The organism is Bradyrhizobium sp. 482_C4_N1_8 (genome assembly GCF_052075965.1).
In the GTDB taxonomy this organism is placed as follows: Bacteria; Pseudomonadota; Alphaproteobacteria; order Rhizobiales; family Xanthobacteraceae; genus Bradyrhizobium; species Bradyrhizobium barranii.
This window is the reverse complement of the sequence record NZ_CP197231.1, coordinates 5,275,422-5,292,825: the sequence shown is the minus strand read 5'-3', so window position 1 is coordinate 5,292,825 and position 17,404 is coordinate 5,275,422. Positions and strand designations below refer to the sequence as shown.

Sequence of the window (17,404 nt, the reverse complement as noted above, 5' to 3'; positions counted from 1 at the left end):
TTACGACTGCGTTGCGTTCCAGAGCATGGAGAGCCCGGCCGCGATCATGATCGCGTCCATCACCAGGCGGAACATCTCCGGCTTGAGATGCAGCACGAAGCGTTTTGCGATGAAGGCGCCCGACATCAGCGAGGAGCCTGCGACCAGGCCCTTGATGAAGACGTCCTGCGTCAGCGCGCCGAAACGTTCGAAGGTCACGGACTTCGCGAAGTAGAGGCCGAGTGAGGAGGCCGCCTCGGTTGCGAGGAAGGCGCCCTTGGACAGGCCGTAGAACAGGAACAGCGGCACGCTGAGCGGGCCGGTCGAGACCACGATGCCGGTGAGATAGCCGATGATCGCCCCGCCGATCGCGAGGTGCCAGAGATTGGCCTTGAGATCGTGCCGCGCCAGCCAGTGCCGCACCGGCACCATCGCGATCAGGAAGACGCCGATGGCGAGATCGACGGCGTGCGAGGGGAGCGCGAGCAGCGTGCGCGCGCCCAGCACGGCGGCCGGAATGCCCGTCACCGAATAGGCCGCGCAGGCCCGCCAGTCGACCTCGCGCCACCACGCCAGGATCCGCGAGAAGTTCGCCATCACGGAGGCGACCGCCATGATCGGCACGGCTTCCTTCGGCCCATAGGCATAGACCAGCACCGGCATCAGCATGATCGACGACCCCGTGCCGACGATGCCTGAGACGGTGCCGGCGATCAGGCCGACGATGAGGACGAAGAGAAAGGCCAAGGTGCTCTCCACGAATCGGGAGAGTTTAGCCGTGGCCGGCGATGCGGGCGATCCATTCCAGGCGAGGGAACCAATCGCTCAGCGCATGCCATCCCGGCCGGCCGTCAGCCTTGCTCGTCCATGATGCGCAGCTTCTCGACGCGGCGGCGAAAATCCTCGTCCGTAGAGAATTCGGCGGAGAGATAGGACGAGACCAGATCCACGGCGAGCCAGGCGCCGACGATCTGCGCGCCGATGCACATGACGTTGACGTCGTCATGCTCGACGCTCTGATGGGCGGAATGAACGTCGTGGCAGACCGCGGCGCGAATGCCCTTCATCTTGTTGGCCGCGATCGAGGCGCCGACGCCGGTGCCACACACCATGATGCCGCGTGCGGCTTCGCCTGACGTCACCTTCTGCGCAACGGCCCGCGCGATGTCGGGGAAATCCACCGGCTTGTCGTCATAGGAGCCGACATCGACGACGTCGTGGCCGAGGCTGCGGATGTGGTCGATAACGGTCTGCTTGAGCGGCCAGCCGGCGTGGTCGGATCCGATGACGAGACGCATGTGATGTCCTTCTTGATTTTATGTTGGTCGTGACAGCCGCTTCGCGGCTGCCACGATTTTCCCTGGTTTCAGCTGCGCATGTCGGGCGGCAGCTCGACCCCATGGAATTTCTTGTAGATCGCGTTGAGCTTGCCGTTCTTGACGTTCTCGGTGATCCAGGCGTTGAGCTTGTCCATCAGGCGCTGCTCACCCTTCTTCAGGCCGATCGCGAGGTCGAAGGTCGCCAGCGGAATCCGTGACTCGAACACGCGCGACGGGTTCTTCACCCCGATCTGGTTGATGATCGTCGCCGACGAGGCGACGCAGTCGACCTGGCCGGAGACGGCCGCCGTCACCATCGTGGCGTCGTCGTCGTAGCGCGAGATCTTGAGGTCCTTGTCCTTCATGTTGGACAGGGTGGTGTCCTGCGTGGTGCCGCGGGAGACGCCGATCGGCTTGTCTTTCAGGTCGGGCCAGTCCTTGACGGTCGAGGATTTGAGGCAGCCGACGTCGGACTGCAGCGTCGCATAGCGCTTCGTGAAGTCGATGACCTTGGCGCGATCGGGCGTCACCGACAGGGTCGAGATGATGATGTCGGCCTTGCCGGTCAGGACGTTGGGGATGCGCGTCGCACCGGTGGTCTGGATGAATTCGAGCTCGAGCCCCCAATCCTTGGCGAGCAGTTGCGCCACTTCGACGTCGGAGCCGGTCGGCTTCATGCTGCTGTCCATCATGCCCGAGGGCGGAATGGCGACGTCCGTCGAGATGCGGATTTTCTTGGCCTGCGTGATGTCGTCGAGCAGGTCGGCCGACGCCGGCGTGGCTGATATCATGACGAGGCCGAACAGCGCGGTGGCGGTCCCCAGCAGTGTCTTGTTTGTCATCCTTGGTTCTCCTCTCCTGTTATGATTTTAAGTTTCCAGTGCCCACGAATTGCGTGAGTTCGGGCGTCGCCGGCGACGTCAGGATCGAGGCGGGGCCGGTCTCGTGGACCTTGCCCCGATGCATGAAGACGATCCGGTCGGCGATGCCTTTGGCAAAACCCATCTCATGGGTGACCATCACCATGGTCATGCCGTCCGCCGCCAATTGCTCGATTACCTTCAGCACCTCGCCAGTAAGCTCGGGATCGAGCGCGGAGGTGACCTCGTCGAACAGCATCACTTTCGGCTGCATCGCGAGCGAGCGGGCGATCGCCGCGCGCTGCTGCTGGCCGCCCGAGAGCTGCTCGGGATAGGCGTGCAGCTTCTCCTCGAGCCCGACCTGCGCGAGCACTTTTCGGGCGAGGTCCCTGGCTTGCGAGGCGGCCATGCCCTTCACGGCGCAGGGGGCGAGCGTGATGTTCTGTTCGATCGTGAGATGTGGAAACAGATTGTAGCTCTGGAACACGATGCCGACGTCCTGGCGCAGCGCGCGCAGATCGACATCAGGGCGGTCGACGCGATGCCCGCACACGACGATCTCGCCCCCGTCGACCTTCTCGAAGCGGTCGATGCAGCGCAGCGCCGTGCTCTTGCCGGAGCCGGAGCGGCCGATCAGTGCCAGCACCTCGCCGCGTTCGACGGCAAAGGAGACGCCATCGAGCACCCGCAGCGGGCCAAAGCTCTTCTGCACGTCGCGGAGCGACACGATCGGTTCGGAGGAGGAGGGGTTTTGCTGCATGTCAGGCTGGTGCGAGGTTGGACCTGCCACGCCCCATCCGCCGTTCCAGCTTCTGGCTGAACAGGGACAGGGGATAGCACATGGTGAAATAGACGACGGCGATGATCGCGTAGATGGCGAACGGCTCGAACAGCGAGTTGTTGACGATCTGGCCCGACCGCATCAGCTCGACGAAGCCGACGACCGAGGCGAGCGAGGTATTCTTGATGATCTGCACCATGAAGCCGACGGTCGGCGGCGTCGCGATGCGGATCGCCTGCGGCAGGATCACCTTCATCATGCGCTGGGTCCGGCTCAGCGCGAGGCCTTCGGCGGCCTCCCATTGCGGCTTCGGCACCGACTGGATGCAGCCGCGCCAGATCTCGCCGAGATAGGCCGAGACATAGAGCGTGAGCGAGGCGCCGGCGGCAGCTAACGGCGAGACCTTGAGGCCGATCGCGGCGAGGCCGAAATAGCCGAGGAACAGGATGACGAGCAGCGGCGTACCCTGGATCAGCTGGACATAGACGCCGCTGGCGATCCGCACCGACTTGAGCGGCGAGATGCGCGCGAGCGCAATCACGAAGCCGACAATGCCGCCGCCGATCAGCGCGATCACGGACAGGCCAATCGTCCACAGCGCGCCCTGGCCGAGGAACATCAGATGATTGATGTTGAGATGTCCGCCCATGGTCATCTCACAACGGTGTGCCGAGCCGGCGCCGGCGCGGAAACAGCACGAGGCCTAGGCCCCAGAAGCCTGCGCGCATCACCAGCGACAGGATGACGTAGAGCACGGCGACGATGATGTAGGTCTCGAAGGCGCGATAGGTGTCCGACTGGATGTAGTTGGCGACGGCGGTGAGTTCCTCCGCCGAGATCTGCGAGCAGACCGAGGAAGCCAGCATCAGCAGTACGAACTGGCTGGTCAGCGCCGGATAGACCTTCTCGATCGCCGGCAGCAGGATGATGTGCCAGTAGATTTGCAGTCGCGACAGCGCCAGCCCTTCGGCGGCCTCGATCTGTCCGCGCGGGATCGCTTCGAAACCGGCGCGCATGATCTCGGCGGTGTAGGCGCCGACATTGATCGTCAACGCGGCCACCGCCACGGTGAAGGCGGAGAATTTCAGGCCGAGGCTGGCGAGGCCGAAATAGACCAGAAAGATCTGTACCAGCAGTGGCGTGTTGCGGATGGTCTCGACATAGCCTTTGCAGGCGCCCGCGATCAGCGGGCTTCGTGAGCCGCGGCCGACGGCTGCGAGCGTGCCGAACAGGGCGCCGAGCACCGTCGCGAAGGCCGCCAACTCCAGCGTCAGCGCCGCGCCGGCCAGAAAATTCGGCCAACGCTCCAGCACCGCGGGAAAGTCGAGTTGGAGGCTCATCGTATCAGGTTCAGCCGGTGGTCTGGTTGGTCATGCGGTCATAGACGCGGAACAGCGCCTGGTTGCCGTTGCTGCCTTCGCCATGCGCGCGTGCGTCCACGTACTGGCTGGTGACGAGCGCGGTGCCGGGCAACGGCACGCTCAGCGCCTGTGCGTGCTCTTGCACCAGGCGGAGATCCTTGAGCTGGAGATCGATCCGGAAGCCGGCGGAGACGTCGCCCGCGATCATCGCGGGGCCGAGCTTGTCGAGCATCCAGGAGGCGGCGGAGCCGCCGAGCAGAACGCGACGCAGCAGATTGAGATCGATGCCGGAAGCGCGCCCGAGCGCCAGCGCCTCGCAGATCGCCTGGATGTTGATGCCACAGATCAACTGATTGCAGAGTTTCACGGTCTGGCCCGCGCCGGACGCGCCGACATGCGTGATGGTCGTCCCCATTGCGCGGAAGAACGGCTCGGCCCGCGCGAAGGCCGCCGCATCGCCGCCGGCCATGATCGAGAGCGCAGCGTTCTTGGCGCCCACGGGCCCGCCCGAGACCGGCGCGTCGATGAAGCTGACGCCGGCCTTTTGCAGGTCGGCATGGATGCGGCGGACGGCGACTGGCGAGATCGTGCTCATGTCGACGATCAGCTTGCCGGGCGGGGGAGACTTCAGGAGACCATGTTCGCCGTAGACGGTCGCCTCGACATGAGGCGTGTCGGGCAACATGGTGATGACGATGTCAGCGCCTTGCGCGGCGTCAGCGGGGCTGTTGGCGCCGGCCGCGCCTTCCTTGACGCTGTCGGCCAAGGCGGCTTCGTTGAGATCGAAGACGCGAACCGCATGCCCGGCCACCAGGAGGTTGCGCACCATCTCGCGGCCCATCGTGCCGATACCGATGAAGCCGACATTGCCCTTGTCGTTCCGTCCCATGTCAGTCGTCCGTTTCTTGGTTGAGTGGTTTCTTGCTTGTTGGCCTGCCGCGATCAGCCTGAGGCGCTGGTCTTGTCGATGTCGCCGACGACGGCGCGCCTGCGGTATTCGTCGCCAATGGCAAAATGCTTGCGCAGCGTCGCATCCGCTCGCTCGGGGTCGCGCGCGATGATCGCGTCGAAGATGCGCCGATGGTCGTCGATCAGGTACGTCTTCATCGACGGGAAGGCCTGCACCAGCTCGCGGCGGCTGCGATGCGAATGCGTCAGCAGCCCCGCCAGCGAACCGTGCAAGACCGTCAGCGTTTCCGAATGCGATGCCACGACGATGGCGCGATGGAATTCGAAGTCGGCCATGCCGCCGGCATCGGCCTCGTCGATCGTATCTCCGATCTTCGCGAGCGCACGCTGCAGGCGTTCGAAATCGGCAATGTTGGCGCGCTCGCAGGCGAGCCGGATCGCCTGACACTCGATCGCGACACGCGCCTGCATGACGTCATCGAGCATGTCCGCCTGCTGGGCGAGCGCGAAGGTGAAGAAGTCGTTCAGCACCGAGACGTCCGGCTGCGTCACCACGGTGCCGATGCGGTCGCGGATCTCGACGATGCCGAGCACGGTGAGGGCGCGTAGCGCCTCGCGGACGATCGGCCGGCTGACGCCGAGGAGGGTCGCCAGCTCGCGCTCGGAAATCAGGCGGTCGCCGGGCTTGAGCGAGCCCGCAAGCAGGCGTTCGCGCAGGAAGGCGAACACCTTCTCGAACCCTTTTTCGCCCTCAGTGGCCCGCTTCACTTCCATCCCGGTCTCTTCTTGGTCTGATCTTGGTCAGACCAGTAGGCTAACCAGAGCGTCGGCGTCAAGAGCCTTGGTTAATTGCGGGTGTCGCAGGCGCGGCTAATCCGATCAGTTCCCCGGCCGGATCCTTCAAATTTGAGGCGTATTGATCGGAGCGCTCACTCAAAGAATTTGAGGTCCGCGATGCCCGATCATCATTCTTTCTCCGCCCTCGACCGTCATGCGGCGCTCAGCGGATCCGACAACGGCTTTCCCTGGTATGCGGGCGCGATGCTCGCGGTCGAAGCGAGCGAGGTGGTGCGGCTGCGCTGCGAGAAGCTCAGCCACGGCGACGAGGGCGCTCGGCAGGAGGCCGTGCTGATGGTCAGCGAGAAGATCGCCGCGGCTTTCGAGGCGGCCGCGAGCCTGCTTGCGGGAGCAACGCCGGCCGCGATCGTCCAGCGCTACCGCGAGCACGTGGCCGCGAACGCCAGGCGGCTGTCCGCGAACGAGGCTCCATGACCGAGTTGCGCTGCTGACAGCATGTTGGCAGCAGGGGCAAGCTACGACCATCTCCTGACAAAACGGAGAGCGGGTCCATGCCGATCGAGGCAAGCTGTCATTGCGGTGAGACGGTGTTCGAGGTGACGGAGGCGCCGGCGAGCGTGACGCGCTGCACCTGCTCACTCTGCGCCAAGCGGGGCGCGTTGTGGGCCTATTACACGCCGGCGCAATTTCGCCTGCTGTCGCCGCCGGAAAGTGTGGCGACCTATCTCTGGGGCAGCCGCACGGTCAAGCATCATTTCTGCGCGAGCTGCGGCTGCGGTACTTATTCGGAGTCGCCGGACTGGTCGACCGGCAAGGCCGATTTCGACAATCCCAAGGTTGCGGTGAACGCGCGCCTGTTCGACGATTTCGATCTCGATGCCGTGCCGGTGAACATGATCGACGGCAGGAATTTGTGGTGAGCATGCAGGGCGCGCGCATGTCCGCTGCGCATCTGTGACCTTGAGGCGATTTTGAAAAGCTGATTTGGTCCGGCCCCAGAGAAAAAGGGGGGGAAGCCATGATGCGTCGTTTTGCGCGAGTGATGCTCGCAATGTGTCTGGCCGTTGCAGCCGGCTTCAACGCGCAGGCGCAGACCAAACCGAAGGTCACGACATCAGGACCTGACTTCCCCAAGGCCGCGCTGTTCGTCGGCAACAGCTTCTTCTACTACAACAACGGCATGCCCGGGCATCTCTCCTTCATGGAGCGCGCGGCTGATGCTGACAACAAGGCGGCGTACCGCAACACCATGGCTACGATCGGCGGCTCCGGCCTCGATTGGCACGACATGGACAATCTGCTGCGGCCGGGCGGCATCGGCGCCTATTCCTTCGACGAGCAGAACAACGTCGTCTTCAACAAGCCGGGCAGGCAGTTCGACGCCGTCGTCATGATGGATTGCAGCCAGTGCCCGATCCATCCGCAATTGAAGGACGCGTTCGCGACCTTCGCCAAGAAGGACAGCGAGATCGTCCGTGCCCACGGCATGCGGCCGGTGTTCTTTATGTCCTGGGCCTATGCCGACAAGCCGGAGATGACGGAAGCCTTGGCCGAGGCCTATACGCTCGCCGGCAATGCCAATGATGCGCTCGTGATTCCCGCAGGCCTCGCCTTCGCGCGCGTGCGCAAGCTCCAGCCGGAGCTCAATCTGTATGCGCCGGACAAGCGACACCCGAGTCCGGCGGGCACGTATCTGGCAACCTGTGTGACGCTCGCCGCGCTGACCGGGCGCTCGCCGGTCGGCAATTCCTATGCGACGGGCTTGGATGCGGAGACCACCCAACTGCTGCAAAAGGCGGCGTGGGATACGGTGCAGGAGTATTACGGGCGTTGATCTGGCGCGATCTCGTAGGGTGGGCAAAGCGACTTGTCCGCCGTAGCTAGAAGAGCGAAGGCGGAAGCGTGCCCACCACCTTACTCGCGATAGAAGATGGTGGGCACGGCGCAAGAGCGCCTTTGCCCACCCTACGGCACCGTCAACGCTCCTTCAGAACCACCCACGCCGGCGCGTGATCGCTCGCCCCTTCCTCGCCGCGCACCTTCTTGTCGACACCCGCCTTGGCCAGACGCGAGACCAGGGCGGGGCTCAGCAGGAGATGATCGAGTCTGAGGCCCGCATCGCGCGGCCAGCGGTTTCGCTTGTAGTCCCAGAACGTGTAGATGCGTTTCTCCGGATTCAGTTCGCGGATCGCATCACACCAACCCTGTTCAATGAGCGAGGCAAACGCAGCGCGGCTCTTCGGCTGAATCAAGGCATCCTTGTCCCATGACCGCGTCGGATAGATGTCGATCTCATTAGGCGCGACGTTGTAGTCGCCGGCGAGCACCACGGGCAGATCCTGCTTGATGAAGGTCTTGGCGTGGCGCTTGAGGCGCGCGAACCAGTCGAGCTTGTAGTCGAATTTCGGCCCCGGCTGCGGATTGCCGTTCGGCAGGTAAATGCTGGTGACGATGATTCCGCGCACGGCGGCCTCGATGTAGCGGGCTTCGCGATCATCAGGCTTTCCCGGCAAGCGGTCGCGCGTGAGAATGGGCTCGGCATTGCGGGCGAGGATGGCGACGCCGTTCCACGTCTTCTGTCCACGCCACACCGCGCCGTAACCGGCCTGTTCGATGGCCGCTGCCGGAAATTCGCCGTCGGCTGCCTTCAGTTCCTGGAGCGCGACGACATCAGGCTTCGCCGCGCTCAGCCAACGCAACAGGTTGGGCAGGCGGCGGTTGACATTGTTGATGTTGAACGTCGCGATCCTCATGGGCCCAACGACTGGAAATCTTCAGAAATGACTCGCTACCGTTGTCATCGGCGTTCCACGATGTATGCTTACAACCCAAAATTGCCGATCAACACGACGGAGGTTTGACGATGACCAAGCTTTGCCTTGCCGTAGTCGTGGCCGCAACCGCATTTTCCGGAGTGGCTCTTGCTGCCGAGAAAATGGAAATCGCCTGTAGGGTGGAATATTTCAAATACTGCCCCAGTGTCGTGCCGGGGGGCGGGCGCATTGTTGCTTGCCTGAACAGGTACAGGAGCCATATCGGCAACGCGTGCAAAGAGAGCATGGATGCGTGGGTTATCGATAACAAGGTGCGCGGATAATAGAGCGCGATGAGATCGATGAAGCATCATCGCCCCTAGGACCACGGGCGAGGCAGCGACATCAGGCTTCGCCGCGCGGTCGTAGGACAGATTCGGTTGACGTTGAGTGCCGCAATCTTCATGTAGAGATTGCGGCCGCGGTCGTTTGCGCCGCCACCGGAGATCCAAATCCATGTTGAAGTCCAGTCTGAGCCTCGCCATCGTCGCATTCGTCGTCGCGTTCTCCGGTGTCTCGTCGGCACAATCGTCCGATCCACGCGGCGCGTGCAAGGCGGACTATGACAAATTCTGCGCCGGCATCGCGCCCGGTGGCGGCAAGATCATCGCCTGCCTCAACGCCAAGCGCGATCAGCTCAGCGCGTCCTGCAAGACGGCGCTCGACAGCCGGAAGAAGTAAGTCTCGTGTCCCGGACGCGGCGCAGCGTGTGACGCTGCTCCGCAGAGCCGGGACCCAGAAAGCGACAGAGTACGGTGCGAGAAGATGGCCCCGGCTCTGCAGCGCATTGCTGAAGGAGCGCTGCGCCGCGCCCGAAGAACGGGCGCGTCCCTAACTCGGCAGCGGCGGCGGGCTCGCGGGCTGCTCGATCGGCGGCGGGGAGGGCGGCTGCTCGGCCGCCTGCACCAGCGCGGGCTCCGGCTTGACCAGCGGCTCCACCTCATTGCCGCCCTTGTAGACGCGGGCGTAGCGGTGGCCGAGGCTGGTCAGCACCTCGTAGCCGATCGTGCCGAAATGATGCGCGAGCTCGTCGACGGTGATGCCCTCGCCGAGCAGCGTCACCATGTGGCCGCGCCGCGCCGCGTTCGGGGCCAAGTCGGTGATGTCGATCGCGATCAGGTCCATCGAAACGCGGCCCGCGACCGGGCAGCGCTTGCCGGCGACAACGACCTCGGCGCCGCGGGTGCCGTCATTGGAGCTGGCGGCGCGGAAATAGCCGTCGGCATAGCCGACTGCGATGATTGCGAGTTTTGTCGGCCGCCGCGCGGTCCAGGTGCCGCCATAGCCGACGCTCTCGCCGCGTTCGACATTGCGGGTCTGCACGATGCGCGCCTTGAGGTCGACCACCGGCTGCATCGGGTTGTCGGCCTCAGGCGTCGGGTTGACGCCGTAGAGCGCTGCGCCCGGCCGCACCAGGTCGAACTGGAAGGGCGCGCCGAGGAAGATTCCGGAGGAATTGGCAAGCGCAGCCGGCACGCCGGAAAATTCGCTGGCGATACTGCGGAAGGTTGCCAGCTGTTTTGCATTCACGGGACTGTTGAGCTGCTCGGCCGAGACCAGATGGCTCATCACCAGCGTGATGCCGGGATCGCCGGCGTTGATGCGGGGGATGATGGCCTGCGCGTCCGCAAGCGTCAGCCCGAGCCGGTTCATGCCGGTGTCGATGTGAACAGCGGCGCCTCCGGTCCAGCCGGTGCGGCGGCAGAACACGTCCCATTCGGCAAGCTCGTTGAGATCGCCGATCACCGGCCGGCAATTGATCCTGGCGTAGTGCTCGCCGGTGTTCTGGAAATAGCCGCCGAGCACGTAGATCGCGGCTTCCGGCACGGCTTCGCGCACAGTGCGCGCTTCCTCGATGGTGGCGACGAAGAAGGTCTTGCAACCGGCCTTGCTCAGGGCCCGCGAGACCTGCGCGGCGCCGCAGCCATAGGCATCGGCCTTGATCACGGCCGAGCATTCGGCCGGCACGGCCGTCTTCTCGAGCTTGCGCCAATTGGCGATGATGGCGTCGAGATCGACGGTGAGCACGCCGCCATAGGCTGCGAGCGCGGCAGCCTGATTGGCCTCCGCGGAGAGGAGGCCGGATTGCGGGATCATTTTCGGGTCGGACGCCATTGTCATGGCGCCGTTTTACGCAAGAGGCCGGTCTGGTTCAAGGAACTCAGTAGTCGTTGCCGCTGCGAACCGGCAACTGACTGTCAGGCGCGAGGTCGCCGAACCTGGTGACCGAGGCTTCGAACGCCAAATCGACGGTGCCGGTCGGGCCGTGGCGCTGCTTGCCGATGATGACCTCGGCTTTTCCGTGCGCAAGACTCATGTCAAGCTGCCACTTCTCGTGTTCAGGCGTGCCTGGGCGGGGCTCCTTCATCGCGAGGTAATATTCCTCGCGGTAAACGAACAGGACGACGTCGGCGTCCTGCTCGATTGATCCGGATTCACGCAAGTCGGAGAGCTGCGGCCGTTTGTCGTCGCGGGATTCGACTTGGCGTGAGAGCTGGGACAGCGCGATCACGGGAACGTTGAGCTCCTTGGCCAGCGCCTTCAGGCTGGTCGTGATCTCCGTGATTTCCTGTACTCGGTTGTCACTCCGCTTGCCGGATCCGGAGAGCAACTGGATGTAGTCGATCACGAGGAGATCGAGGCCCTTCTGCCGCTTCAGCCGGCGCGCGCGTGCCATCAGCTGCGCGATCGACAGGCCGCCGGTCGCGTCGACATAGAACGGCAGCGACTGCAGCTCGATCGAGACTTCCCGGATCTTGTCGAAATCGGCTTCCGAGATGCCGCCGCGGCGGATGTGGGAGGAGGGAATGCCGGTGCGCTCGGCGACGATACGCGTGGCGAGCTGGTCGGCCGACATTTCGCAGGAGAAGAAGCCGATCACGCCGCCATTGGCGGCCTTCATGGTGCCGTCAGCCTGGACCTCGCCGACATAGGCCTTGGCGACGTTGTAGGCGACGTTGGTCGCCAGCGAAGTCTTGCCCATGCCCGGGCGTCCGGCCACAATGATGAGGTCGGAGTGCTGGAGGCCGCCCATCTTGGTGTCGAGGTCGCGCATGCCGGTCGAGATGCCGGACAGCTTTCCATCGCGCTGGAACGCTTTGGCCGCGAGATCGACCGCGACCGCCAACGCCTGCGAGAATTTCTGGAAGCCGCCGTCATAACGGCCGGATTCGGCGAGTTCGTACAGGCGGCGCTCGGCGTCCTCGATCTGCGCCCGCGGCGCGAAGTCGACCGGCGCGTCATAGGCGACATTGACCATGTCCTCGCCGATGCCGATCAGGTCGCGTCGCAGCGCCAGATCATAGATGGTGCGGCCGTAGTCCTGGGCGTTGATGATGGTGGTTGCTTCCGCCGCGAGCCGCGCCAGATATTGCCCGATGGTCATGCCGCCGACATCGGTGTCGGCCGGGAGGAACGTCTTCAGCGTGACGGGCGTGGCGATCTTGCCCATCCGGATCAGGCTGCTGGCCGTCTCGTAGATGGTCTGATGCAGCGGCTCGAAATAATGCTTCGGCTCGAGGAAGTCGGAGACGCGGTAGAAGGCGTCGTTGTTGACCAGGATCGCGCCGAGAAGGCTCTGTTCCGCCTCGATATTATGCGGCGCGCTCCGATACGCCGGAGTTCCGGGCTCGGGCGCGAGTTTGAGGACGTTCGAATCAGTCAGGGCCATGGTCGAGCGTTAGCAATTTTCTGGGGCGGATACGGGGCCGGGATAAAGCGCCGCCTCAGGCCAAAGCGGAAGCAAAAGCTGACCGCTATCAACCGCTCAGTTAAAATGGTGGATGATTGGCAGCCGCGGCACGCGCCGCGCTTGACGGTTTTTGCGGAACTCGCCCGTCCCGGAAGCGGCCGTGACCGCGCCACGGAAAACTCCGGGTGACATGAACCTAATGGATTGGCGCGCAGACGTATCAAGAAGCGCGCGAAATGACGCACGCCGGGAGCTTTGGGCTCGGATTCAGACCAGCAGGAGGTAGACCAGCGCAACCAAGGCCGCTCCGACGCCGGTGGCGATCAGAGCGTAATCGGTGCGGAGGTCGTCCTGCACGTCGAATGAGGTTTGGGTCCGCTTGCTCATGGCGACGGTCTAAGCCGGGCCCGACGAGACTTATGTGAAACAGATCACATCTCCCCGGATTCTTTCGGGGTACGACCCGGAACAGGAAGGCGGTCGGGGGGTTGTCTCCCGCCACCAGGGAACGAGGCGAGCGATGCGGCCAGAACGGCAGCACCAGAATTGGCGAAGCGAGGCGGCCAGCCGGCTTTGGTTGTCGGGGCTGATCGCGGCCATGCAGCACGCCGAGCGGCCCGAAGTGCGGCGCGAGCCGGTCTCGCCCGAGACCCTCGCGGACCTGCGGGCGCAACTGGCGTTAACAGCCTCTTTCCGATCGTCCCAGATCTCGACCCTGCGTCATTAGGATTCATTCACCAACCAGCGTCAGGTCCGGGTTCGGCGCCGCCTTCGCGCGCACGATGACGGGTGTCTGCGGCGTCGTGACTTTGCGACGATGTGCCGCTTCCGACAGGCGACGCGTCGTCTCACGAGGCCACCGGCACTCGAACAAGCTGCAGCGCTATTGCGCTGTGATCACAGCCGATATTCCAAAAGCGCTTAATCACATCCTTGCGTGTGGAGGCTGCTTCCATTCGCGGCTCAATCCGCTAAAAGGTGACCCGCCGCCGCGCCTTATGCCGGCTGCATTCGCGTAAATTCAATGGAGATGATGGGAATGTCGAGCCGAGCGCTCAGCCTCGCGACGGTATTTCTTCTGATCGGCTTCGGCGTGACCGATACCGTCCTTGCGCAGGCGACGAACCTCGAGGCCGGCAAGGCCCCATCCCAGCTTTTCGCGCAGACCTGCAGTGCCTGCCACAAGAGCCCGCGCGGTCTGTTGAAGACGGTGGCGCCGGGCTCGCTGCCGGGCTTCCTGCGCCAGCACTACACGACCAGCTCCGACATGGCCGGCGTGCTCGCGTCCTACCTCGTCTCCAACGGTGCCACCGACACCCGCTACCAGGCCAAGGACGGCAAGGACAAAAAGGACGGCGCCAAGGAGAAGGAAGCCAATACCGCGCCCGGCCAGGCGCCGGACCATCAGGGGCGCCGCCAGCGCTCCCAGGACGCCGCCAAGCCGGACGGCGAGGCTGCCGCGCCCGAGGGCGCCCGTCAGAAGCGCGCGGCACGGCCACCCGAGGAGGGATCGAAGGAAGGTGCGAAGCCCGAGGGCCAGGCCGCGCCCGAGGGACGCAAAGCTAAGCGTCGCGCCAAGCCCGGGACCGAGGAAGCACCGAAGGTCGACGCCGCCGCGCCGGCCATTGAAGACAAGAAGAGCGAGCCGAAGGCCGAGACCAAGCCTGACACGACCAGGCCCGACTCGGCCAAGGTCGAGCCCGGCCGTGACGAGGCGAAGCCCGAGAACAAGCCGGCAGAGAAGCCCGCTGAGGCCAGGCCGGATAGTGCCAAGGTCGAGCCGCGCGGCAGCGATACTCCGGCGCTGCGGCCCGATCCGGTACCGCAGGTCACGCCGGCTGCACCGTCTGCCGCCGCGAAGCCCGCCGAGGCCAAGCCGGCGGAGGAGGCTGCTAAGCCGGCCGCGCCTGCCGTGAGCTCCGAGCCGGCAGCCAAGCCGCAGGAGCCTGCACCGCCCGCGACCGCTGCGGCCCCGCCCGCGGCGCCAGCCGACTCGTCCGGTCCGCCCACACCGCCGATTTCGCGCTAAGCGAGCCAGATTTTCCGTCGATTTGCGAAGGCCGCACGCATCGCGGCCTTCGCATCGTCTTGACTGCAATTAGAGCGTTACTCTAGAGTGATGCTCTAGGAGGCGTCGATGACGACGAGCGTGCGTGACGACCTGTTGGCGGCCGGGCTTTTCGTATTCGACCGCGTCGGCTTCGAAGCCGCGACGGTGGCAGCGATCCGCGCCCGGGCACGCGCCTCCAACGGCAGCTTCTTTCATGTCTTCGGATCGAAGAAGGAACTGGCGGGCGCGCTTTTCCTGGAGGTGCTGCGGCACTATCACGCCGCGGTGCTGGCCGCGCTCGATCCGATGCCGAGGGCCGGGCAGGGCATCGATCGGTTGATCCGGGCCCATCTCGACTGGGTGGTGTCGAGCCGGCGCGAGGCCCGCTATCTCTTCGAGATATCGCGCAGCGAATGGAGCGAGGACGTCCGCGACGCTCAGCGCGCGCAGAATGCGCGCCTTGCCGAAGGCATCGAGCGCTGGCGCGCGCCGTTGGTTGCCGGCGGCGAGCTCTTGCCGATGACGCCGGTGATGTTCGTCAGCCAGCTCATCGGCCCTGCCCAGATCTTCTGCCGCGCCTTTCTCTCGGGACGTGACCGCGCCGATCCGCGCAGCGAAGCCGACACGCTTGTCGCCTGTGCCATCCGTGCGCTGCGGCCGCCCGATCGCATCCACAAGCAATAGGAGAAGCCGCATGCGAGCCGAAGCAGATCCCGAATTCGCAGCTGTAGCCGAGCGCATCCACGCCAATGTCGGCCGTCAGGGGTTTATGAACCTGGTGGGCGCCGAGCTCTCGGAATTGTCGCGCGGCACTTGCACGATTGCGGTCGCGCGCCGGCCCGAGCTGCTCCAGCAGCACGGCTTCTTCCACGGCGGCGTCACCGCCTTCCTGGTCGACAACGCCACGACGATCGCGGCGGCGACCTCGCGCGGCCAGCCGGCGTTGACGGCGGAATACAAGCTCAATCTGTTGTCGCCGGCGGTCGGCGAGAAACTGATCTGCCGGGCCAGGGTGATCAAGCCGGGCCGCCAGGTCTCGGTGGTCGCGGCCGACGTGTTTTGCGTCAACGACGGTGTCGAGAAGCACACGGCAACTGCGCTCGCTTCGATCGCGATGCTGAGCGAGGACGTCGCCGCGAAAACGAAAAGCCCGGCCGCCTGAGGCGGCCGGGCGTCGCAACCTGCGCGAACGCGGGTCTTACTTCTCGGTCTCGTCCGCAGCCGGCGCCGGCTCGTCGTCCTGCTGGGCTTCCGGATCGAAGAACTCGCCGGCGGCGGCGATCGCTTCGGCGGCCGCATCGCGGTCCTCGTTGCGGGTCGAGATGTCCTCGCCGCGGTTGATGCGCTCGGCCTCGTCCTGGCTGCGCGCAACCGTGACGGAAACCTCGACCTCGACCTCGGGGTGAACGGCGACGGTGATGGTGTGCTTGCCGATGGTCTTGATCGGCGCGTCGAGCTGCACTTGCGGGCGCTCAAGCGAGACACCGTCGGCTTCGAACGCAATGACGACGTCGCGCACCGTGACCGAGCCGAACAGCTGGCCGGCTTCGGAAGCCTGACGGATCACGATGATGTTCTTGCCTTGGATCTTCTCGGCGACCTTGGACGCCTCGCCCTTGGACTGGAGGTTGCGAGCCTCGAGATCGGCCTTCATGCCGTCGTACTTGGCGCGGTTGTCGGCGGTGGCGCGCAGCGCCTTGCCGCGCTTGAGCAGGAAATTGCGGGCATAGCCGTCGCGAACCTTCACGACTTCGCCCATCTGGCCGAGCTTGCTCACGCGTTCCAGCAAAATGACTTCCATATTCGTTCTCCTTTGAAGTGTTGAGTGAGTTGGGTTTTGGGGTTGAACTTAAGAGGTTGGCAGCGGCGGTGGCTGGCGGCTGCGCAGGAAGCGCTCGCGGAAGCCGAACACGGCATCCGCGAGGCCGAGGATCACCATCGCGATGACGGGCCAGCCGAACACCACGACGACGGCATAGGTCGAACCGAGCCAGAAGGTGCGGCTCTTCAGCGCCAGCGTCAGCGTATGCAGCACGGCAAATCCGGTCAGCGCATAGCCCATCATCAGCGCCGCCGTCGTGATCTGCGCGACCATCGCGAGCAACCCGCCGGTGAAGCAGAACGCGAGCGCAATGCAGAGCGCCACCAGCGTCATCGGCGGCAGCTCGGCCGTCATCATGTCCGGCCACGGACGCAGCAGGCGGCCCGATGTCGCCGTTATCTTGCCGCTGAGCCAGAGATTGAGGGTGAGCGTCATCATCGCGACGATGGTGGCGGCGGCCGGAGCGATCAGCACCAGCGCGTCGACGAACTGACCGGCTTCGCCTGACGTCTGCGGGTCGGCGGTGCGGAGCAGGCGCATCAAGCCGCGCCGCAGCGTGCCGGTGATGGTCTCGGCGTCGGTGCCGAGGGTGAGCAGGGCGGCGATCGTGGTCAGCGCGGCGAAGCCCGCGATCCACAGCAGGATGCGACCGACCGGATACCATTCGAGCTCGGGCTCGGCCGGCGGCTCGGTGGTGGCTTCCGGCGCGACGGGTCCAACCCGCCGGCTGAGCAGGACGAGATGGCCGAGCCACCACGCGGGCAGCGCGACGGTCACGGCAAAGGCGATGCAGTAGGGCAGGCCGAACAGGGCCCCGAGGCCGATCGCAGCTGCGATGCCGCCGAGGCTCGCGCAAAGCGGGCCCCAGCCGATCGAGGCGACCATCAGCGGCAGCGGTGCGAGATAGAACAGGACGAGCGAGATCAGCGCGCCCGATACGATCGAGGCGAACATCAGGGCCGACGCAGCGCCGGCGATCAGAGCTATCAGTCCAAGAGTCATCATCAGCTGTCCCGCTCCC

General features: G+C 64.9%; 22 protein-coding genes. 8 read left to right on the top strand and 14 right to left on the bottom strand.

Annotated features, from left to right (window positions below; genetic code table 11):
- The 8 genes from AB7Z56_RS25630 to AB7Z56_RS25595 form a co-directional block, all read right to left on the bottom strand.
- Positions 1-726 (bottom strand): sulfite exporter TauE/SafE family protein, encoded by a 726-nt coding sequence (locus AB7Z56_RS25630; protein ID WP_063986422.1) that lies wholly within the window; start codon positions 724-726, stop codon positions 1-3.
- A gap of 104 nt (positions 727-830) precedes the next feature.
- Positions 831-1,277: a ribose 5-phosphate isomerase B gene (gene rpiB / locus AB7Z56_RS25625; protein WP_063983716.1), complete on the bottom strand. Its 447-nt coding sequence runs from the start codon at positions 1,275-1,277 to the stop codon at positions 831-833.
- Positions 1,278-1,345: 68 nt separating this feature from the next.
- Positions 1,346-2,140, bottom strand: coding sequence for a transporter substrate-binding domain-containing protein (locus AB7Z56_RS25620; RefSeq protein ID WP_063983715.1), 795 nt, complete (start codon positions 2,138-2,140; stop codon positions 1,346-1,348).
- Between the two features lie 19 nt (positions 2,141-2,159).
- Positions 2,160-2,918 carry an amino acid ABC transporter ATP-binding protein gene (locus AB7Z56_RS25615; protein WP_063983714.1) on the bottom strand — a complete coding sequence of 253 codons (759 nt, stop codon included), beginning with the start codon at positions 2,916-2,918 and terminating at the stop codon, positions 2,160-2,162.
- A 1-nt stretch (position 2,919) separates the two neighbouring features.
- Positions 2,920-3,588: an amino acid ABC transporter permease gene (locus tag AB7Z56_RS25610; RefSeq protein ID WP_063986421.1), complete on the bottom strand. Its 669-nt coding sequence runs from the start codon at positions 3,586-3,588 to the stop codon at positions 2,920-2,922.
- A 7-nt stretch (positions 3,589-3,595) separates the two neighbouring features.
- Positions 3,596-4,279, bottom strand: a complete 684-nt coding sequence (locus AB7Z56_RS25605; protein ID WP_063983713.1) for an amino acid ABC transporter permease — start codon at positions 4,277-4,279, stop codon at positions 3,596-3,598.
- Between the two features lie 10 nt (positions 4,280-4,289).
- Positions 4,290-5,243, bottom strand: coding sequence for an NAD(P)-dependent oxidoreductase (locus tag AB7Z56_RS25600; protein WP_354095448.1), 954 nt, complete (start codon positions 5,241-5,243; stop codon positions 4,290-4,292).
- Positions 5,243-5,983 (bottom strand): FadR/GntR family transcriptional regulator, encoded by a 741-nt coding sequence (locus AB7Z56_RS25595; protein ID WP_166095906.1) that lies wholly within the window; start codon positions 5,981-5,983, stop codon positions 5,243-5,245. The genes AB7Z56_RS25600 and AB7Z56_RS25595 overlap by 1 nt, the downstream gene beginning before the upstream one ends.
- A 180-nt stretch (positions 5,984-6,163) precedes the next feature.
- On the opposite strand from AB7Z56_RS25595, the gene AB7Z56_RS25590 reads away from it, so the two are divergent.
- The 3 genes from AB7Z56_RS25590 to AB7Z56_RS25580 all read left to right on the top strand — a co-directional run bounded on the left by AB7Z56_RS25590 (position 6,164) and on the right by AB7Z56_RS25580 (position 7,841).
- Positions 6,164-6,481 (top strand): hypothetical protein, encoded by a 318-nt coding sequence (locus AB7Z56_RS25590; RefSeq protein WP_063983710.1) that lies wholly within the window; start codon positions 6,164-6,166, stop codon positions 6,479-6,481.
- Between the two features lie 77 nt (positions 6,482-6,558).
- Positions 6,559-6,927: a GFA family protein gene (locus AB7Z56_RS25585; RefSeq protein ID WP_063983709.1), complete on the top strand. Its 369-nt coding sequence runs from the start codon at positions 6,559-6,561 to the stop codon at positions 6,925-6,927.
- A gap of 98 nt (positions 6,928-7,025) precedes the next feature.
- On the top strand, positions 7,026-7,841 hold the full coding sequence (locus tag AB7Z56_RS25580; protein ID WP_063983708.1) for a DUF4886 domain-containing protein: 816 nt from the start codon (positions 7,026-7,028) through the stop codon (positions 7,839-7,841).
- A 142-nt stretch (positions 7,842-7,983) separates the two neighbouring features.
- Here the strand turns inward: AB7Z56_RS25580 and AB7Z56_RS25575 are convergent, their stop codons facing one another.
- Both AB7Z56_RS25575 and AB7Z56_RS25570 read right to left on the bottom strand, forming a co-directional pair.
- Positions 7,984-8,760, bottom strand: a complete 777-nt coding sequence (locus AB7Z56_RS25575; RefSeq protein WP_063983707.1) for an exodeoxyribonuclease III — start codon at positions 8,758-8,760, stop codon at positions 7,984-7,986.
- A 68-nt stretch (positions 8,761-8,828) separates the two neighbouring features.
- Positions 8,829-9,278 (bottom strand): hypothetical protein, encoded by a 450-nt coding sequence (locus AB7Z56_RS25570; RefSeq protein ID WP_231144883.1) that lies wholly within the window; start codon positions 9,276-9,278, stop codon positions 8,829-8,831.
- Here AB7Z56_RS25570 and AB7Z56_RS25565 point away from each other — a divergent pair.
- Positions 9,277-9,501, top strand: coding sequence for a cysteine rich repeat-containing protein (locus AB7Z56_RS25565; protein WP_071914679.1), 225 nt, complete (start codon positions 9,277-9,279; stop codon positions 9,499-9,501). The two genes, AB7Z56_RS25570 and AB7Z56_RS25565, sit on opposite strands and share 2 nt — an antisense overlap.
- Positions 9,502-9,651: 150 nt before the next feature.
- Here the strand turns inward: AB7Z56_RS25565 and alr are convergent, their stop codons facing one another.
- A complete protein-coding gene (gene alr / locus AB7Z56_RS25560) occupies positions 9,652-10,935 on the bottom strand; it encodes an alanine racemase (RefSeq protein ID WP_441256834.1) in 1,284 nt (427 codons plus the stop codon).
- A gap of 46 nt (positions 10,936-10,981) precedes the next feature.
- A complete protein-coding gene (locus tag AB7Z56_RS25555) occupies positions 10,982-12,490 on the bottom strand; it encodes a replicative DNA helicase (protein WP_063983703.1) in 1,509 nt (502 codons plus the stop codon).
- Between the two features lie 442 nt (positions 12,491-12,932).
- Between AB7Z56_RS25555 and AB7Z56_RS25550 the strand changes: the two genes are divergently transcribed.
- From AB7Z56_RS25550 to AB7Z56_RS25535, 4 genes are all read left to right on the top strand, one after another.
- Positions 12,933-13,238: a hypothetical protein gene (locus tag AB7Z56_RS25550; RefSeq protein ID WP_231144886.1), complete on the top strand. Its 306-nt coding sequence runs from the start codon at positions 12,933-12,935 to the stop codon at positions 13,236-13,238.
- A gap of 312 nt (positions 13,239-13,550) precedes the next feature.
- Complete coding sequence (locus AB7Z56_RS25545) at positions 13,551-14,540, top strand: hypothetical protein (RefSeq protein ID WP_063986420.1); 990 nt, start codon at positions 13,551-13,553, stop codon at positions 14,538-14,540.
- Positions 14,541-14,648: 108 nt separating this feature from the next.
- Positions 14,649-15,245 carry a TetR/AcrR family transcriptional regulator gene (locus AB7Z56_RS25540; protein WP_231144888.1) on the top strand — a complete coding sequence of 199 codons (597 nt, stop codon included), beginning with the start codon at positions 14,649-14,651 and terminating at the stop codon, positions 15,243-15,245.
- 10 nt (positions 15,246-15,255) lie between these two features.
- On the top strand, positions 15,256-15,723 hold the full coding sequence (locus tag AB7Z56_RS25535; RefSeq protein WP_028149711.1) for a PaaI family thioesterase: 468 nt from the start codon (positions 15,256-15,258) through the stop codon (positions 15,721-15,723).
- 36 nt (positions 15,724-15,759) lie between these two features.
- Here AB7Z56_RS25535 and rplI read toward each other — a convergent pair whose 3' ends face one another.
- Together rplI and AB7Z56_RS25525 are read right to left on the bottom strand one after the other, a co-directional pair.
- A complete protein-coding gene (gene rplI / locus AB7Z56_RS25530; RefSeq protein WP_063983702.1) occupies positions 15,760-16,362 on the bottom strand; it encodes a 50S ribosomal protein L9 in 603 nt (200 codons plus the stop codon).
- Positions 16,363-16,410: 48 nt separating this feature from the next.
- Positions 16,411-17,388 (bottom strand): hypothetical protein, encoded by a 978-nt coding sequence (locus AB7Z56_RS25525; RefSeq protein WP_063983701.1) that lies wholly within the window; start codon positions 17,386-17,388, stop codon positions 16,411-16,413.
- Positions 17,389-17,404 lie beyond the last annotated feature (16 nt).

Bases quoted from the DNA above. Each gene is read 5' to 3' on its own strand.
- AB7Z56_RS25620 (WP_063983715.1), bottom strand. From the start codon at position 2,140: ATGACAAACAAGACACTGCTGGGGACCGCCACCGCGCTGTTCGGCCTC.
- AB7Z56_RS25580 (WP_063983708.1), top strand. From the start codon at position 7,026: ATGATGCGTCGTTTTGCGCGAGTGATGCTCGCAATGTGTCTGGCCGTT.
- AB7Z56_RS25590 (WP_063983710.1), top strand. From the start codon at position 6,164: ATGCCCGATCATCATTCTTTCTCCGCCCTCGACCGTCATGCGGCGCTC.
- AB7Z56_RS25565 (WP_071914679.1), top strand. From the start codon at position 9,277: ATGTTGAAGTCCAGTCTGAGCCTCGCCATCGTCGCATTCGTCGTCGCG.
- AB7Z56_RS25585 (WP_063983709.1), top strand. From the start codon at position 6,559: ATGCCGATCGAGGCAAGCTGTCATTGCGGTGAGACGGTGTTCGAGGTG.
- AB7Z56_RS25575 (WP_063983707.1), bottom strand. From the start codon at position 8,760: ATGAGGATCGCGACGTTCAACATCAACAATGTCAACCGCCGCCTGCCC.
- AB7Z56_RS25610 (WP_063986421.1), bottom strand. From the start codon at position 3,588: ATGGGCGGACATCTCAACATCAATCATCTGATGTTCCTCGGCCAGGGC.
- AB7Z56_RS25595 (WP_166095906.1), bottom strand. From the start codon at position 5,983: ATGGAAGTGAAGCGGGCCACTGAGGGCGAAAAAGGGTTCGAGAAGGTG.
- AB7Z56_RS25545 (WP_063986420.1), top strand. From the start codon at position 13,551: ATGTCGAGCCGAGCGCTCAGCCTCGCGACGGTATTTCTTCTGATCGGC.
- AB7Z56_RS25525 (WP_063983701.1), bottom strand. From the start codon at position 17,388: ATGATGACTCTTGGACTGATAGCTCTGATCGCCGGCGCTGCGTCGGCC.
- alr (WP_441256834.1), bottom strand. From the start codon at position 10,935: ATGGCGTCCGACCCGAAAATGATCCCGCAATCCGGCCTCCTCTCCGCG.
- AB7Z56_RS25570 (WP_231144883.1), bottom strand. From the start codon at position 9,278: ATGGATTTGGATCTCCGGTGGCGGCGCAAACGACCGCGGCCGCAATCT.
- AB7Z56_RS25540 (WP_231144888.1), top strand. From the start codon at position 14,649: ATGACGACGAGCGTGCGTGACGACCTGTTGGCGGCCGGGCTTTTCGTA.
- AB7Z56_RS25555 (WP_063983703.1), bottom strand. From the start codon at position 12,490: ATGGCCCTGACTGATTCGAACGTCCTCAAACTCGCGCCCGAGCCCGGA.
- AB7Z56_RS25605 (WP_063983713.1), bottom strand. From the start codon at position 4,279: ATGAGCCTCCAACTCGACTTTCCCGCGGTGCTGGAGCGTTGGCCGAAT.
- AB7Z56_RS25615 (WP_063983714.1), bottom strand. From the start codon at position 2,918: ATGCAGCAAAACCCCTCCTCCTCCGAACCGATCGTGTCGCTCCGCGAC.
- rplI (WP_063983702.1), bottom strand. From the start codon at position 16,362: ATGGAAGTCATTTTGCTGGAACGCGTGAGCAAGCTCGGCCAGATGGGC.
- rpiB (WP_063983716.1), bottom strand. From the start codon at position 1,277: ATGCGTCTCGTCATCGGATCCGACCACGCCGGCTGGCCGCTCAAGCAG.
- AB7Z56_RS25535 (WP_028149711.1), top strand. From the start codon at position 15,256: ATGCGAGCCGAAGCAGATCCCGAATTCGCAGCTGTAGCCGAGCGCATC.